15 protein-coding genes are annotated in these 15533 nt (G+C 44.7%); 11 read left to right on the plus strand and 4 right to left on the minus strand.

Annotated elements, in window-relative coordinates; translation table 11 throughout:
* Positions 1–13: 13 nt before the first annotated feature.
* On the minus strand, positions 14–895 hold the full coding sequence (locus R7D93_RS16320; RefSeq protein ID WP_005376392.1) for an AraC family transcriptional regulator: 882 nt from the start codon (positions 893–895) through the stop codon (positions 14–16).
* Positions 896–1101: 206 nt separating this feature from the next.
* Here R7D93_RS16320 and R7D93_RS16325 point away from each other — a divergent pair, with 206 nt between their 5' ends.
* The 7 genes from R7D93_RS16325 to R7D93_RS16355 all read left to right on the plus strand — a co-directional run bounded on the left by R7D93_RS16325 (position 1102) and on the right by R7D93_RS16355 (position 7643).
* A complete protein-coding gene (locus R7D93_RS16325) occupies positions 1102–2250 on the plus strand; it encodes an iron-containing alcohol dehydrogenase (protein ID WP_005376393.1) in 1149 nt (382 codons plus the stop codon).
* A gap of 294 nt (positions 2251–2544) precedes the next feature.
* Positions 2545–3201 (plus strand): lysoplasmalogenase, encoded by a 657-nt coding sequence (locus R7D93_RS16330; protein ID WP_005376394.1) that lies wholly within the window; start codon positions 2545–2547, stop codon positions 3199–3201.
* 169 nt (positions 3202–3370) lie between these two features.
* Positions 3371–4105: an amino acid ABC transporter ATP-binding protein gene (locus R7D93_RS16335; protein WP_005376395.1), complete on the plus strand. Its 735-nt coding sequence runs from the start codon at positions 3371–3373 to the stop codon at positions 4103–4105.
* Positions 4105–4902, plus strand: a complete 798-nt coding sequence (locus tag R7D93_RS16340; protein WP_213914864.1) for an amino acid ABC transporter permease — start codon at positions 4105–4107, stop codon at positions 4900–4902. Before R7D93_RS16335 ends, R7D93_RS16340 begins: the two co-directional genes overlap by 1 nt.
* Before the next feature lie 9 nt (positions 4903–4911).
* Positions 4912–5730 carry a transporter substrate-binding domain-containing protein gene (locus R7D93_RS16345; protein ID WP_225495944.1) on the plus strand — a complete coding sequence of 273 codons (819 nt, stop codon included), beginning with the start codon at positions 4912–4914 and terminating at the stop codon, positions 5728–5730.
* An 81-nt stretch (positions 5731–5811) separates the two neighbouring features.
* On the plus strand, positions 5812–6732 hold the full coding sequence (locus R7D93_RS16350) for an amino acid ABC transporter permease (RefSeq protein WP_213972744.1): 921 nt from the start codon (positions 5812–5814) through the stop codon (positions 6730–6732).
* Between the two features lie 92 nt (positions 6733–6824).
* Complete coding sequence (locus tag R7D93_RS16355; RefSeq protein WP_225495953.1) at positions 6825–7643, plus strand: EAL domain-containing protein; 819 nt, start codon at positions 6825–6827, stop codon at positions 7641–7643.
* A 106-nt stretch (positions 7644–7749) separates the two neighbouring features.
* On the opposite strand, the gene R7D93_RS16360 is transcribed toward R7D93_RS16355, so the two are convergent.
* The gene (locus R7D93_RS16360) at positions 7750–8283 is read right to left on the minus strand and encodes an RNA-binding S4 domain-containing protein (protein ID WP_005376400.1); all 534 of its coding nucleotides are present in this window, start codon (positions 8281–8283) and stop codon (positions 7750–7752) included.
* Between the two features lie 226 nt (positions 8284–8509).
* Between R7D93_RS16360 and R7D93_RS16365 the strand changes: the two genes are divergently transcribed.
* Positions 8510–9463, plus strand: a complete 954-nt coding sequence (locus R7D93_RS16365; protein ID WP_170890110.1) for an endonuclease/exonuclease/phosphatase family protein — start codon at positions 8510–8512, stop codon at positions 9461–9463.
* A 17-nt stretch (positions 9464–9480) separates the two neighbouring features.
* On the opposite strand, the gene cra is transcribed toward R7D93_RS16365, so the two are convergent.
* Positions 9481–10461, minus strand: a complete 981-nt coding sequence (cra, locus tag R7D93_RS16370) for a catabolite repressor/activator (RefSeq protein WP_213867696.1) — start codon at positions 10459–10461, stop codon at positions 9481–9483.
* A gap of 374 nt (positions 10462–10835) precedes the next feature.
* Here cra and fruB point away from each other — a divergent pair, with 374 nt between their 5' ends.
* The 3 genes from fruB to fruA are packed head-to-tail and all read left to right on the plus strand — an operon-like array spanning position 10836 to position 14708.
* Positions 10836–11969, plus strand: coding sequence for a fused PTS fructose transporter subunit IIA/HPr protein (gene fruB, locus R7D93_RS16375; protein ID WP_213867695.1), 1134 nt, complete (start codon positions 10836–10838; stop codon positions 11967–11969).
* Positions 11970–11978: 9 nt separating this feature from the next.
* Positions 11979–12950: a 1-phosphofructokinase gene (pfkB, locus tag R7D93_RS16380; protein WP_213867694.1), complete on the plus strand. Its 972-nt coding sequence runs from the start codon at positions 11979–11981 to the stop codon at positions 12948–12950.
* Positions 12951–12968: 18 nt separating this feature from the next.
* A complete protein-coding gene (gene fruA / locus R7D93_RS16385; RefSeq protein WP_225495955.1) occupies positions 12969–14708 on the plus strand; it encodes a PTS fructose transporter subunit IIBC in 1740 nt (579 codons plus the stop codon).
* Positions 14709–14790: 82 nt separating this feature from the next.
* On the opposite strand, the gene R7D93_RS16390 is transcribed toward fruA, so the two are convergent.
* Positions 14791–15501: a hypothetical protein gene (locus R7D93_RS16390; protein WP_064354754.1), complete on the minus strand. Its 711-nt coding sequence runs from the start codon at positions 15499–15501 to the stop codon at positions 14791–14793.
* Positions 15502–15533: the final 32 nt, after the last annotated feature.

The following is a 15533-nucleotide window of genomic DNA, read 5'->3' on the forward strand; positions in this document are numbered from 1 at the left end:
GAAATAAAGATCACTAAGCCTTTGTTGACCTTGGCGTTTCATTAAAATGCCGCTTGTACTCGCGACTAAACTGTGATGGGCTCGTGTACCCGACCATTCTCGCTGCATCATTAACACGTCTCCCCTCTAACTGGATCAATTCGCGCGCTTTGTTAAGTCGAACTTTCTTAATATATTGCAACGGAGATTCAAGCGTGACATTGCGAAATGCTTGATGGAAAGCAGACACACTCATGTTGGCTTCTTCAGCCAATGCTTGTACGTTCAACTGTTCATGATACGCTTGATGTACACGATTTAGTGCTTTAGCTACCCTCGCGTAAGAACCTTCTTGATGTGCTAGGTCAAATAAAACATACCCCTCTTTGCTCACCAAAGTACGATACACAATTTCCTCAAGAAGCAACTCGCCAAGCATGATGACATCAAGCTCGTTACACATTGCTTTCATTAACCGTTTGCACGCATCCAACATACCTTCATTCATACGTACCGACTTAAGGCCGCAACGGGTAGCATCCAGACACTTATTACTGAATTTTTCAGCCTCTAATTTTTTAACGAGTTTATGAAGAAGCGTTGGCGAAATATCTATCGAAATGCCAAGTAAAGGCTCATTGTTTGTCGCAAACGCTTCGCACTCTAGTGGCATGGGAACCCCGACAACAAGGTAATCATCGGGCCCATATTGCACTGGTGTATCACCAATATGAATGTTCTTATGCCCTTGACCCAATACGATGATGCCGGACTGATAGACAAACGGCTGGCGATGATTCCCTTTGCTACTGCGATAAAACCATACGCCATCTATCGCTGTTTTCTTCATACCTTCTAGGTCATGCAGCCCCTGCTTTTCAACATATTGCTGCATGATATTTGCGAGAGTGTGCATTAGAGCGCTCCATCAATGACCAACGAGTTTGGTCTCTATTATCGTTTCGAGCACTATACTTCCTCTCGACTTTAACTTTCTAGCTCAAGAGCATTAATTTTGTAGAAATAGGCAAATTATTTGCAGAAATCGACCTGTTAACCATCATTAATCAGGACTAATATGCATGTATTCAATCTCCTTCACTGGAAGCAAGAGGGCTAATAATGAACTTTTCTTATGTAAACCCAACCAAGATTTTCTTTGGTCAAAAACAAATCGCAGCAATCAAAGAAGCTATCCCATCCGACCAAAAAGTTTTAGTGGTATACGGTGGTGGCTCCATCAAAAAAAATGGCGTGTACGACCAAGTAGCAGAAGCTCTTGAGGGACATGAATGGCTAGAGTTTTCAGGTGTTGAACCAAACCCAACCAAAGAAACACTCGATAAAGCAGTCGCAATGGTAAAAGAGCATGGTGTTGATTTTATTCTAGCGGTAGGTGGTGGTTCAGTCATCGATGGTTCCAAATACGTAGCAGCGGCATCAATGTATGATGGTGATGGTTGGGATATCATGATTGGTAAACACCAAGTCACTGAAGCGACGCCTCTAGCTGCAATTTTGACATTGCCAGCAACAGGCTCAGAGTCAAACATGGGCGCAGTTATCACTAAAAAAGAAACTCAAGACAAACTTCCGTTCATGTCTCCAGCAGTGCAGCCAAAATTTGCCGTGTTAGACCCAGATGTAATGAAAACACTGCCAGAACGCCAGCTTATCAACGGCATTGTTGACGCATGGGTGCACGTATGTGAGCAATACTTGACGCTTCCTACCGGTGCAATGGTTCAAGATGGTTACGCAGAAACACTGCTGAAAACTTTAAAAACACTCGGAGAACAGTTTGCGGAACGAGACGACGATATGTGGCGCGCAAACCTAATGTGGTCTGCTAACCAAGCATTGAATGGGTTAATTGGTAGTGGCGTTCCACAAGACTGGGCGACACATATGATCGGCCATGAATTAACCGCTCTATGGGGCGTTGATCATGCGCGTTCTCTTGCAATTGTCCAACCATCGTTACTTCGTAACCAAATGCAGTTTAAGCGCCCTAAGTTAGAACAAATGGGTCGCAACGTATTTGCTCTTGAAGCAGGTGAGGATTTAGCAGAGCGCACAATCGAAGCTATCGAAGCGTTTTATCATCAACTTGATGTCGCAACTAAGCTCGAAAACTATGGTGAGAGCCGTGAACAAGCTATCGATGCCATCATTGATCAACTAAACAAACACGGCATGACTGTTTTAGGTGAAAACCAGGCGATCACACTTGAACGTAGCCGAGAAATCTTAGAGTTAGCTGTCTCATAACTGCAACAATTCTTCACTGCCCTTCCTAGGGTTTAACGGTATTGTGACTTAACAGTCACAATACCGTTTTTTTATGCTATTTTGTAAGCCACATCACGTTCAAAACGAGGAGGCTTCTAAAAACAACGATTCCCTCCAGACAAAAAATCGGCCGTGTTGGTTAGTAAAGAGACAACTGTCCAGCTTTACACAAATAAAAATAATTGAGATCAAAGAACGAGTTAACTCGTTAATTAAGTTTTGATTTGTTGTAGTGATGTACTACATAATTTTGTCTGTTCGAGAAAACACTTTATGTGGCTAGTTGTTGTCGTATTAGCATTCATACATATCATCAGTATCCGTAAAGGCTCTAAATGGCTCTTTTACGTTTCTAAACCATTACCAGTGCTCTGTATGCTTGGTATTTTAATTCAGTCCCCGGCTTACCCAATGCCATATGCGCATTGGATTTTGATTGGCTTATCGCTCTCGTTGCTTGGTGACGTGTTATTAATGCTCCCTAGAGACAAGTTCATTACAGGATTAGTGCTCTTTTGCTCTGCCCATCTCTCCTATAGTTATGGTTTTGCCATCATGTCAGCGTGGCATTTTACACCTTGGCTCCCAATTGCCTTGTTCGGACTCGGTATATGCGTCTACTGGTTGTTCCGACCGGATCTCGGTAAAGAAAAACGGCCAGTTGCTAGTTATATATTGGTACTGATGACTATGTGCTGGGCTTCGATCGAGTATTATTTGAGTGGGAAAACACAATCCTCCTCTTTTGCAGTGCTCGGAAGCTTTATCTTTATTATCTCTGGCATCGTATTGGCTTTCGAACGCTTTGGAGGACGGTCAATATTTTCACGACAAGTTGTCATGGTGACCTACTATTCTGCACAGACACTAATGGTTATGTCTGTTGTTGCGATTGTTGTTCGTTATCCGTATCTCGTTGAACTGAGTTAGTCATACTCTAGACTCTAGACTGCACCAACATTAAAGAAACATGGATGTATCTTGTAAGCGATCTGAATAGAGTCTTAAAATCATCGCCTAAACATTAGCTTATTCTTAATGAAATTACGCGCACAACTTGCTATTGTAAAAGGATATTTTTCCGTTATAGCGTGCCCCTTTGAAAGAGAATACTCCCGTCGTTGAGTTTAGCGACGTAAATAAGTGGTATGGCGATTACCACGCTCTAAAAGACATCAACTTCTCCGTGCATTCTGGCGAGATCGTCGTGGTGTGTGGCCCTTCAGGTTCCGGAAAATCAACGCTCATTCGTTGCATCAACCATCTTGAATCGATTCAAGAAGGCCAGCTTCATGTGTTCGACCAGCCTTCTCACGCAAAATCTCTCAAGCCCGGTAAAATCGGCATGGTGTTCCAACACTTTCACCTTTTTCCTCACTTGACTGTACTGGAAAACCTCACCTTAGCGCCGATTCGCACACTCAAATTATCAAAACAAGAAGCTGAAAAACGCGCAAAACATTACCTAAAGCGAGTCAATATTGAAGAGCAAGCGAGTAAGTATCCTATCCAGCTTTCTGGCGGTCAGCAGCAACGCGTCGCGATTGCCCGCTCCTTGTGTATGGAACCGGATTTACTCCTGTTTGACGAGCCAACTTCAGCGCTTGATCCGGAAATGATCAACGAAGTGTTGGATGTCATGGTTGAGCTGGCTCAAAGCGGAATGACGATGATTTGCGTCACGCATGAAATGGGATTTGCCAAAAAAGTAGCGAACCGCGTGGTATTTATGGATGAAGGCCAAATCTTGGAAATGAACTCTCCAGTCGCCTTATTTGAGACACCACAGCATCCACGCACCCAAGCATTTTTGAACCAAATTTTAAGTTACTGATGATAGTTCGCGTAATCAAACCTGTCCTTCAAGCTATACTGCAAATGACGCTCCTCTTCATCGCGATTGTGTGGGTGTTGGACTCTGGTGCCGACGCTATGGGCTATCAATGGCAATGGGAGCGCGTACCTGATTACATCGCTTTTTATGAAGATGGCGAATGGTGGCCGGCAGAACTTATTGATGGGCTATTGGTAACGCTTAACATCTCGGCTATTAGTCTATTTTTTACCTTAGTATTAGGGTTGGTTACCGCGTTACTAAGGCTTAGCGATTCGAAAGTCGGCAATGTTATTGGTACCACTTATGTCGAAGTAATACGTAACACGCCGTTGTTGGTGCAAATCTATTTACTCTACTTCGTGTTTGGCCCCGCGATTGGTTTGGACCGATTCAGCACCGCCGTTTTGGCATTGTCCCTTTTCCAAGGTGCCTACACCGCGGAAATATTCCGTGCAGGTTTAAACAGTATTCCTAAAGGGCAATTCGAAGCAGCACAAACTCTCGGGCTATCACCGTTTTATACCTACAAAGACGTAATTTTGCCTCAGGTTTTACAGCGCACATTACCGCCATTAACCAATGAAGTGGTTTCTTTGATCAAAAACTCTTCCATTGTAAGCGTGATGGCGATTTTTGATCTAACAACACAGGCACGCAACATCGTCTCAGAGACGGCGATGCCGTTCGAAATTTGGTTCACCGTGGCAGCAATTTATCTTGCTCTCACTCTGTCACTTTCTGGCTTGTCTGCATGGCTAGAACACAAACTCGGAGCCAGTTGGCGCAAATTATAAGGAGATAACATGAAGTTATTCAAAGCGACCATTACTGCATTATTAGGGCTAGCCATCGCTATGCCTACAATCGCGAAAGAAGATGTCGCCACACCCAATGTAGATCAAATCAAAGAACGAGGCACTTTGCGCGTTGGTATGTCAACATTTGTACCTTGGGCAATGCGTAACAAGCAAGGTGAGTTAATCGGTTTTGAAATCGATGTTGCCAAACGCTTAGCACAAGATTCAGGTTTGAAAGTGGAATTCGTACCGACTGCGTGGGATGGCATTATTCCCGCACTACTGGCGAAAAAGTTCGACGTGATCATCGGTGGCATGTCTGTTACGCCTGAGCGTTCCAGAAGCGTCTTGTTTACTGAGCCCTACTCGCACTCAGGCGTTCAAGTAGCAGCAAACAAAGAACTCGCCTCTGGTTTTAGCGAATTCTCCGATTTTGACTCACGACGCATAAAAATAGCGGCCCGTCGTGGCGCATTCACCGTTCAAGTCGCCAGAGAAACCTTCCCGAAAGCGAAGATCCTGCAATTTGATGACGACGCGCAAGCGTTCCAAGAGGTACTGAATGGTAACGCCCACGCAGTCATTGCTTCTAGCCCAAAACCAGAACATGAGACAGTGAAACACAGCGACAAACTATTCCTTCCATTCTCTGAGCGACTATCAAAAGGTAACGAAGCCTTTGCAGTTCGCTTGGGGGAAGAAGATAAAAAGGCCTTTTTCAATAAATGGATTGAAGCAAGAACCCAAGATGGATGGTTAAAACAACGTTATGAATACTGGTTCTCGACATTAGATTGGCAAGATCAAGTCGCGCAAGGCCAGTAATCTAAATGGCTCGTGGACGCCGCGAGCCTATACTCTCCAATCATCCATTTTACTTTTCCATAACTTATCGGAGTCAAATTTTTGGGCGAACACACTACCACTCGCACAGCACCCGCGAAATCCAGCACAGGCTACCTTTTACCGCAATTAAACACACTAGACTGGGTACTACTTGTCATGTGCGGTATCGGTGGTGTTTGGCTGTACCATCGGTCCACTATTGGTGTGCATTATTTGTGGCAGTGGAAAGAGGCGCTTGAATTACTTTTCACGCCTAGAGCAGATGGTGGTTTGCCCTACTTCTTCCAAGGTTTGATTTCGACGTTAAGGCTCAGTGTTTGGGGCATAAGCTTCGCATTAGCGTTTGGCACTTTGTTAGGCTTAGCACGCTTCTCTCGTTCCGTTTGGTTGCGCACACCTGCCAATGCGTTTATCCAGTTAGTGAGAAACATCCCTCCGTTGGTATTTGTTTTTATTTTCTACTTTTTCATTTCTAACCAATTGATCCCGTTACTTGGTTTGGAAGATCTTCTACGAAACTACAACGGCGAACCAAATGCGCTACAGCACTTTCTGTTTGGGCCTTCGAACCTTTGGGAAAACCTTGCCTCTGGCGTGTTATGTGTCGGCTTACTCTCTTCTGCCTACATTGCAGAAGTTGTGCGCGGTGGTTTACAAAGTATCGACCAAGGTCAGTGGGAAGCGGCTGACTCATTGGGCTTGTCTCGATGGGTGAAATACCGATTTGTTATCGCGCCACAGGTGCTTAAATCAATCACACCTGCACTTGCCGGTCAAACCATCTCTTTGGTGAAAGACACCTCTATTGTTTCACTGATTTCGATACAAGAAATGACGTTTGTTGGGACAGAGATGGCAAATTCATCAGGGTATATATTTGAAATTTGGTTGATTGTCGGCCTTGCTTACTTCTTAATTTGTTTTGGTCTGTCACTTATTTTTCGCCATATTGAAGCAAAATCGGAAGCCATTTCAAATTAACTCAACCGCATATGTAATTAGGCACATTTGATTCTTCAAATCAGAATTGCACCCTGTTACATTGACAAGATGCTAAATTTTCGGCGTTTTTCATGGAGTTAAAGAATCAATCCGACTACGAGCGATACATAAAACAAGATAATCTTGGTGAATATTACGTAGTTCTCAATCAATTCACTTTTCACAGTGTTTATCAGCCAATTTTTGATAGACGCCAACGTATTATTGGTATGGAAGCCTTACTGCGTATTCGTGGCATTGATGGTTCCCTAATTCGTCCTGACGTGTTTCTGGCCAGTAATGGTCTTGATCCCTACTTTCGCTTATGTGTAGAGTTTTTATCCAGAGCAATGCACATTCGAAATTTTGCACGCTATTTCGCGGGGACGCCGATCAAACTGTTTCTTAACGTCATGCCTCAAACGCTACTCACACTAACCAAAGACATGGGCTTTAAAGATAACGGCCTGCTTTACAAACGCCTTTCCGAACTTGGTATGAGCCCAACAGACGTAGTTTTTGAAGTAGTCGAAGAGTCATGCGGAGATACGGATTTATTAATCAAAGCCGTACAGTTAATGAAAGCGAATGGTTTTATCTTTGCTATCGATGATTTTGGCGCCCAACATTCTGATATCGCACGTGTTCAGCAGCTCTGCCCTGACATCATCAAAATCGATCGTTCCTATTTGCTAGACTACTGCGCCGGAGAAACCTTTTCCATACATAGCGCCGTTGATCTAGCGGATCATATGGGAGCAAAAGTCATTATAGAAGGGGTTGAAGAAGACGTGCAGCTACAAGCTATGTATCAACTTAATTTGGATTATTACCAAGGCTTTTACTTAGGAAAGCCTTGCGCCATTCATCACTGGACAGATAGCCTAAACATCGAGACGACAGTGCATTAACACTGCCCACTTACAGCACAGTGAAACCAAAAAAGCGCCGATATAATATGCTCGGCGCTTTTTAGTTTTACTCAGATGTCACTTATTTAGTTAAGCGTTCATTTCCCTAGAAAAAATCAATAGAATTACGTCCGCTCTTCGGATCACGAGTGGCTTGCGGTTTGTCTTCTTTTTTGCCTTTCTTAGCAGACTGAGACAACGCTTCTTTCTGCGCTTTACGCTCTTTATGTGCCGCTTTACGGCCTGTTGATTTAGGCCCAGAGGCTTTAGGTGACTTACTTTGACGAGACTTATCTTTACGAGAAGACTGTGCTTCTTTTTTCGCTTTCTTTTCTGCTTTTTGCTCTGCCGTTTCAGGTTCGGTTACTGGCGCATCGCAAACCACAACATAATATTCCTGGTTAAACTCAAAAAAGTCACCATCATACATCTTGCGGCGCTTACGTGTTTCTAGTTCACCATTCACCGCGACGTAGCCTTCCTCGATGATATGTTTTGCTTCGCCGCCACCGCTGACCAAGTTTGCGATTTTAAAAAGCTTGTACAGTTCGATTGGATGCGCATCAACATCGATGCCAATCGCTTCGATCTCAATCTCTTCGCCTTCTAAATACTCTTCGTGGTCGTAATCTTGGGTCATGTTATTTACTCTTCATATTTGATGCTCTGAAGTTTAAACGCAATGCCCCAAAATAGAAACCTCAGCCAATGCTCTATCGCAGGTTCTTTGTGGCTTTTGAGCACGTCTTGACCTATTTAACTGACCATTCGCAAGCTGTTACGTCAATGCCAACTTCAAACGAGGCTGCAATTACGCAACCTGAAGGTATATACTCTCTAAGTTATTGTTGAAAAGAGCGAATACTTTGTCTCAACCAAGTAGAATTACCTTTGTCACTGCGAACTTGTTTAATTTTGTCGCACCGCCTAACGCCTACTATGATTTCGAGAACATATACTCGTTAGAGCAATGGCGAGACAAACTTTCGTGGACGCAACGTCAAGTTGAAAAACTGGAAGGCGACGTGATTGGCTTACAAGAAGTGTTCAGTATCGAGAAGACCCAGGAATTTTTTTCAACCATCGGCTACCCCTACTTTGCGACCGTTGACACCCCACATGTTGAGGATGAGTACATTTACTCAAGCCCTGTTGTGGCAATCGCCTCTCGGTTTCCAATAGAAAAAGTACAAGCGGTAGAGTTTGACTTAGCAACGCTTGAGCCTTTTGGAGTAAGTGTTGCTCCAGAGTTCAGTCGCAAACCTATCTATGCCCAAGTAATACATCCTGTACTTGGTCATATCGCCGTTTACGTAACGCACCTGAAATCTCAACGCCCGGCCGACTCAGAACAACCAGAAACGTCTAGCACGATTATTGGGCGCTGGTTATCCACCCAGCAAAGAGGCTGGGAAGCAGCGATGTTAAGAGACGCGATGCAAAAGAGGTATCGAAAAGAACCAATGCCGACAGTGTTAATGGGCGATATGAATCAACCTATCACTCCTATCAGCGTTAACAGCGCATTGGTATCCAATACTGGTGACAGCGTCACTGAATTACAACTCAAAGATGGTTGGTTATTGCAAAGTGACACCCTGAAGGATGAACGCCCAGCCACGCATTATCATTTTTCCACTGGGAATGTACTCGACTATATCTTGCTCTCACAAGAGTTTGACACCTTATCAGATATATCGGTTGCCGAGGTTGTTGACTATCAGGTGTCTAACCAACATCTGATCAACCCGATTTATGACAGAGATAAAAACGCTAGCGACCACGCATTTGTGGCGCTGACTGCTGAAGTAAAGCTTTGAGCAACCTATTTAGTTACTTAGTGACGTTTCACAATTTTACGCGGGATAAGTTCTACGCCAGGCTTGTAACGCTTGGCGGAAGCGTTGAGTGCTAACTCCATTGCGCTGTCCGCGATCAACTCAAACTGTTGAGGCAAAGAGTTGATTTTCACAGGCAAGAAGTCCAGCAGTCGATTATCACCAAATGTTGCTAAACGCACCTTTCCCATCAGTTCTGGTTTTTCTAGCATTACATCCAACACACCTTCTAACAGTGTATATGACGTTGTAACAATGGCATCTGGCAATGCGTTCTCTGTTAACCACCTCTCTAAGACTTTCTTGCCTTCTTCCCGGGAGAAGTGTTGTCCATAACCCACTGTTGCCATTTTACAACCTTGTTGAGAAGCAGATAGAAAACCGAGCTCACGCTCTTTTGAGACTTGAAGATCTTGCAATGCACCGATTAAGCCAATGGACTTAATATCCTCTGACAGTACTGACTGAGTGAGTTCAAGTGCGGCATCAAAATCTTCGCTGATGACACAACAAAAGTGCTCATCATCCATTGGACGGTCTAGCGCGATAACTGGCGTACCAGCATTTTGCAACTTAAGATAATACTCGTTTGCAGTGGGCATACCACTTGCCACAAACAACGCATCAATGCGACGACTGACTAATGCTTCCGCCACCTTTTGCTCTGTATCAGGATCATCATCAGAGCAGCCAATCAAAATTTGGTATCCCGCTTTCCGGGAGTTCTGCTCTATCAGCTTTGCAAGACGCGCATAACTGGTGTTCTCTAAGTCTGGGATGATAAGCCCAAATGAGCGTGAATTACCTGCCCGCAAGGAAGACGCCGCATGATCTGGCTTATAATTGTACTCATCTACAACGGCCATCACCTTTTTCTGAGTCTTCTCGCTGATGCGGTATTTCTGCGCTTTTCCGTTAATCACATAACTTGCAGTTGTCTTAGAAACACCCGCTAATTTGGCTATTTCATCCAGTGTCATATTCTAAACCTTATTCTGTGCGCGCGATCATATTAATACATCAACGATCTTTCGATAAGTTGAATTATAAGCTGAACCGATTCAGTATAAAAGCTGAAAGGATTCAGCAAAACTTAAAAATTGACGTAAATCACCCGAACACGCAACAAACCAATTTGTGAGCTAGGCTATAGGACAGCGGCAAAGGCTCGTTTGTTAACGTCAGTTTTTAAAACAGTTTTTCTGAGTCTTTTAAAAAATTTACCAACAAGCTGAATCGATTTAGCTTGAAAGATAAAAGGTTTGAGGATTGAGTAAGCGCTCAGAAGAAGCGGCGTTCAAATTCTCACACAGAATACATTTTTAAATTGATACCTTAAGGCTGGAGAAGCACCATGCTTAAGCTAAATAAGAACGACATTACCCTCTCGCAATCAGCGACAGATAAGTTTGAAGCAATAAAGAGTATTGCTCATAGCCTGACTGATAAAGGCCTAGTTGAACACGGTTACGTTGAAGGCATGCTAAACCGTGAAAACCAAAACTCTACGTTTTTGGGGAACGGTATTGCTATCCCACATGGCACGACTGACACTCGCTCAATGGTGAAAACAACGGGTGTTGCTGTGCATCACTTCCCACAAGGTGTCGACTGGGGTGATGGCAATACTGTGTTCGTCGCTATCGGTATCGCAGCTAAATCTGATGAGCACCTTGGCATTCTTAAACAGCTCACCAAAGTGTTAGGCGCAGATGGCGTAGAAGAGCGTCTGCGTAATGCAAAAAACGAAGACGAGATCATCGCCCTACTGCACGGTGATGTTCAGCTTGAAGCAGACTTTGACGCTTCTTTAATTCAACTCATGTTCCCTGCGAGCGACATGCTACAGATGAGTGCTGTTGCTGGTGGTCTGTTGAAAAATACGGGATGTGCTGATAACGAATTCGTTGCTGATCTCGTTACCAAACAACCAACTCACTTAGGTAATGGCCTGTGGTTAATTGGCAGTGACAAACATGTCACTCGCACAGGCGTGTCATTTGTCTCGACGGCAAACGACTGCGAATATGAAGGTCAAAAAGTGCGTGCACTTGTCGCGTTTGCGGCATGTAACAATGCTCACCAGCCTATCCTAAAAACGCTTTCTAATATCGTGTTTAACAATGAGCACGGCAAGCTTTTAGATGCATCAGTAGAACAGATTCTTGCTTTGTTCAAAGGTGAAGAAGTCACAGCCGCATCTTCAGAAGAAGGCAATACCGCTGTATTTAAAATCAAAAACTCTCACGGCCTACATGCTCGTCCGGGGGCAATGTTAGTCGCAGAAGCGAAAAAGTTTGAATCCACTATACGTGTTGCCAACCTAGACGGAGATGGAAAAGCAGTAAACGCGAAGAGCCTAATGAAAGTTATCGCGCTGGGCGTTAAGCACGGTCACCAACTTCAATTTACAGCAGAAGGCCCTGATGCCCCGCAAGCCTTGGAGTCTATCGGAAATGCAATCGCTTCTGGCCTTGGTGAAGGTTAAGGATCCGATATGACAAACAAAACAAATAAGGTTGTCACTATTACGCTCAACCCGGCATTGGATTTAACAGGTTCAGTAAATGAACTAAACGTTGGTTCCGTGAGCTTAGTACAGCAAAGCAATCTCCACGCTGCTGGTAAAGGTGTCAACGTAGCAAAAGTATTGAGCGATTTAGGCGCAGACGTCACGGTTACCGGCTTTCTCGGTAAAGATAACCCTGAGCTATTTCATCAGCTTTTCAATGACATCAACGTTAAGAATGAATTTGTGGAAGTAAAGGGTGCCACTCGTATCAACGTTAAGCTGGTTGAGGCCAATGGCAACGTCAGTGATATCAACTTCCCTGGCGTTCAAGTAGCGGCCGACGAAATTACTCGCTTTGAGGAGACACTATTTCGTCTAGCGGAGACGCATGATTACTTTGTACTTGCAGGTAGCTTACCTGGAGGCGTAACCGCCGAACAATGCGCTGCATGGATAGAAGCACTGCATCAACAAGGCAAAAAGGTGTTGTTCGACAGTAGCAAAGCCGCATTGAAGTCAGGTATTGATGCTCACCCATGGTTGATTAAACCTAACGATGAAGAACTTGGTGATTTTGTTGGCGAACATCTAGCAACGCCAGAACAATGCCAAGAAGCAGCGCAAACGCTAAGCGATAAAGGTATTGAGAACATCGTAGTTTCTATGGGTGCAGACGGCGTGATGTGGCTTAACCAAGGCGAATGGTTACGTGCTCAACCACCACGAATGAATGTAGTGAGCACCGTTGGCGCAGGCGATACGCTGGTCGCTGGCTTGTGTTGGGGCCACATGCAACTGATGCCTAAAAACGATTTATTGCGCTTCGCTACGGCACTTTCTGCTTTGGCAGTTAGTCAAGTTGGCGTAGGGCTAACCAGTCAGGAAGAACTGGAAAATATCAAGCGACAAACTGAAGTTAGCGCGCTTTACCCTATTACAAACTTAGAACAAAACTAAGGAACAGAAGGTTATCGTATGAATATTGCCATTATTACTGCCTGTCCGAGCGGTGTAGCAAATAGCATCCTTGCGGCAGGATTACTAGAACAAGCCGCCGCAAAATTAAACTGGAATGCCAAAATAGAATGTCAATCAAGTGTGGTTGAACCAACACTATTGACGGAAGCTGACGTTGAACAAGCCGAAGTCATTGTCATTGCGGCAAATACTAGCGTCGACACTTCTCGTTTTGTAGGAAAAAAGGTTTACCAAGCGGAAATTAGCGAAGTAGCAAAAGACGCAACTGCGTTTCTCCAGCAAGCGGTTGAAAACGCCACTTTACTTGAAAAAGCAACCACACTTGCAGCCCCTATCACTACAGATACAACATCAGCAGCGAAGAAGATTGTTGCAATCACGGCATGCCCTACTGGCGTTGCGCATACCTTTATGGCGGCAGAAGCTTTAGAAGAAGAAGGCAAGCGTCGTGGCCATCAAATCAAGGTGGAAACTCGTGGTTCAGTTGGCGCTAAAAACCAACTGACTGAGCAAGAAATTGCAGACGCCGATCTGGTGATCATTGCTGCGGATATTGAAGTGCCACTTGATCGATTTAACGGCAAAAAGATGTACCGCACGAAAACAGGTCCAGCTCTGAAGAAAACAGCCGAAGAGATGGACAAAGCATTCGAGCAAGCCACTGTGTATCAGCATTCTGGTTCAGCTAACTCTTCATCTTCCACCGAAGAGAAAAAAGGCGCTTACAAACACCTGATGACCGGTGTGTCTCATATGCTGCCTGTGGTTGTCGCAGGTGGTCTGATCATCGCTCTATCTTTCGTGTTCGGTATTGAAGCATTTAAAGAAGAAGGCACACTAGCAGCAGCCTTGATGAACATTGGTGGTGGCTCTGCATTCGCATTGATGATTCCTGTACTTGCTGGCTATATTGCGTTTTCAATCGCTGACCGTCCTGGTCTGGCTCCTGGTCTTGTTGGTGGTATGCTAGCAAGTTCTACTGGCGCAGGTTTCCTTGGCGGTATCGCAGCTGGCTTCATTGCCGGTTACGCAGCGAAACTCCTCGCAGATAAGGTGAAACTGCCACAATCGATGGAGGCGCTTAAACCGATTCTGATCATTCCATTTGTGGCAACATTGTTCACCGGACTTGTCATGATCTACATCGTAGGCGGCCCAGTTTCAGGCATCATGAACGGCCTGACTGACTTCCTAAACAACATGGGATCTGACAGTGCAGTACTACTGGGTATTATCCTTGGCGCAATGATGTGTTTCGACCTAGGAGGCCCTGTCAACAAAGCCGCTTACGCATTTGGTGTTGGCCTTTTGGCTTCACAAACTTACGCGCCAATGGCGGCAATCATGGCCGCAGGTATGGTTCCTGCGCTAGGTATGGGTTTAGCGACCTTCATTGCGAAGAACAAATTTGAACAAAATGAACGTGAGGCAGGTAAAGCATCATTTGTCTTGGGCCTTTGTTTCATCTCTGAAGGCGCAATTCCATTTGCTGCGAAAGATCCAATGCGCGTGATTCCATCTTGTATGGCAGGTGGCGCACTTACTGGTGCCCTATCGATGCTATTCGGTGCGAAATTAATGGCACCACACGGCGGTCTATTCGTGCTGCTAATTCCTAACGCAATTTCACCAGTATTAATGTATTTAGTGGCTATTGCAGCAGGTACAGCGGTAACTGGCTTTACTTACGCATTCTTAAAAAGCAAAGCAGAAGCGAAACAAGAAGTCGCAGCTTAATTAGAGCGACTCCGGTTAACAATGCCACCCTCGAATTTGGCATTTAGCACCTCCCTTTAATTCCGGTTAAGGGAGGTGTTTTTTATTCCGCAGCCGGTACGGCTACAATGTCTACTTCCCCACTGCTCATATCCACCGTTGCTTGATAAGCGCTATGCGGGTCACCGTAGTGCTTGAAGGTAAAGTGGTAAACGTTAGCTGGCGTCCACAAGGTTTTTGACTCTGCGGGCAGAATGTCATAGCCGTCTTGCTGATAAAGCTCTGTCGCCATTACATTTGCGATTGCCGCCTGCTGGTTAGCGTCTCGATCCACCTTTTGCTCTAGTGACGGGTTACTTGGATAAGACTCACCGTTGTAACTCATGAGTCGATATGAGCCATTACTCCAAACGATAAAGTCCTGCCAACCATTACTGTAACTGTCGGCTAGTACAATAGGCGTGCGAGTTACCGACATTCGATTGATAACGTTTCCCTCATTATCAAACATATATGCAGCACAGCCACCACTACCACAGAAATAGCGATCTTGAAGCAACACTATGTATTCTGCCTTGCCGTCGCTGTTTAGGTCGGCGCTACCCGATAGATAACGTAGATTGTCTTGCTCGAGCGACAGCCCTTCAGGGGCTAAAACCTTACTATCAATCCAACTGGAAATGACTTCAGCACTAACACTGTTGATTTTAGGGAAAGGTTGTTTGGTTTCTGTCGGCATGCTATCCGTCGCGGTGCAGCCAACCAAGGTGAAAGAACCAACGAAGAAGAGTCCGTTTAATATACGCTTATTCATGTAATCTCAATCTTTGATGTGTCGTTACATGA

It is taken from the genome of Vibrio sp. YT-15 (genome assembly GCF_033337445.1).
Taxonomy (GTDB): Bacteria; Pseudomonadota; Gammaproteobacteria; order Enterobacterales; family Vibrionaceae; genus Vibrio; species Vibrio alginolyticus.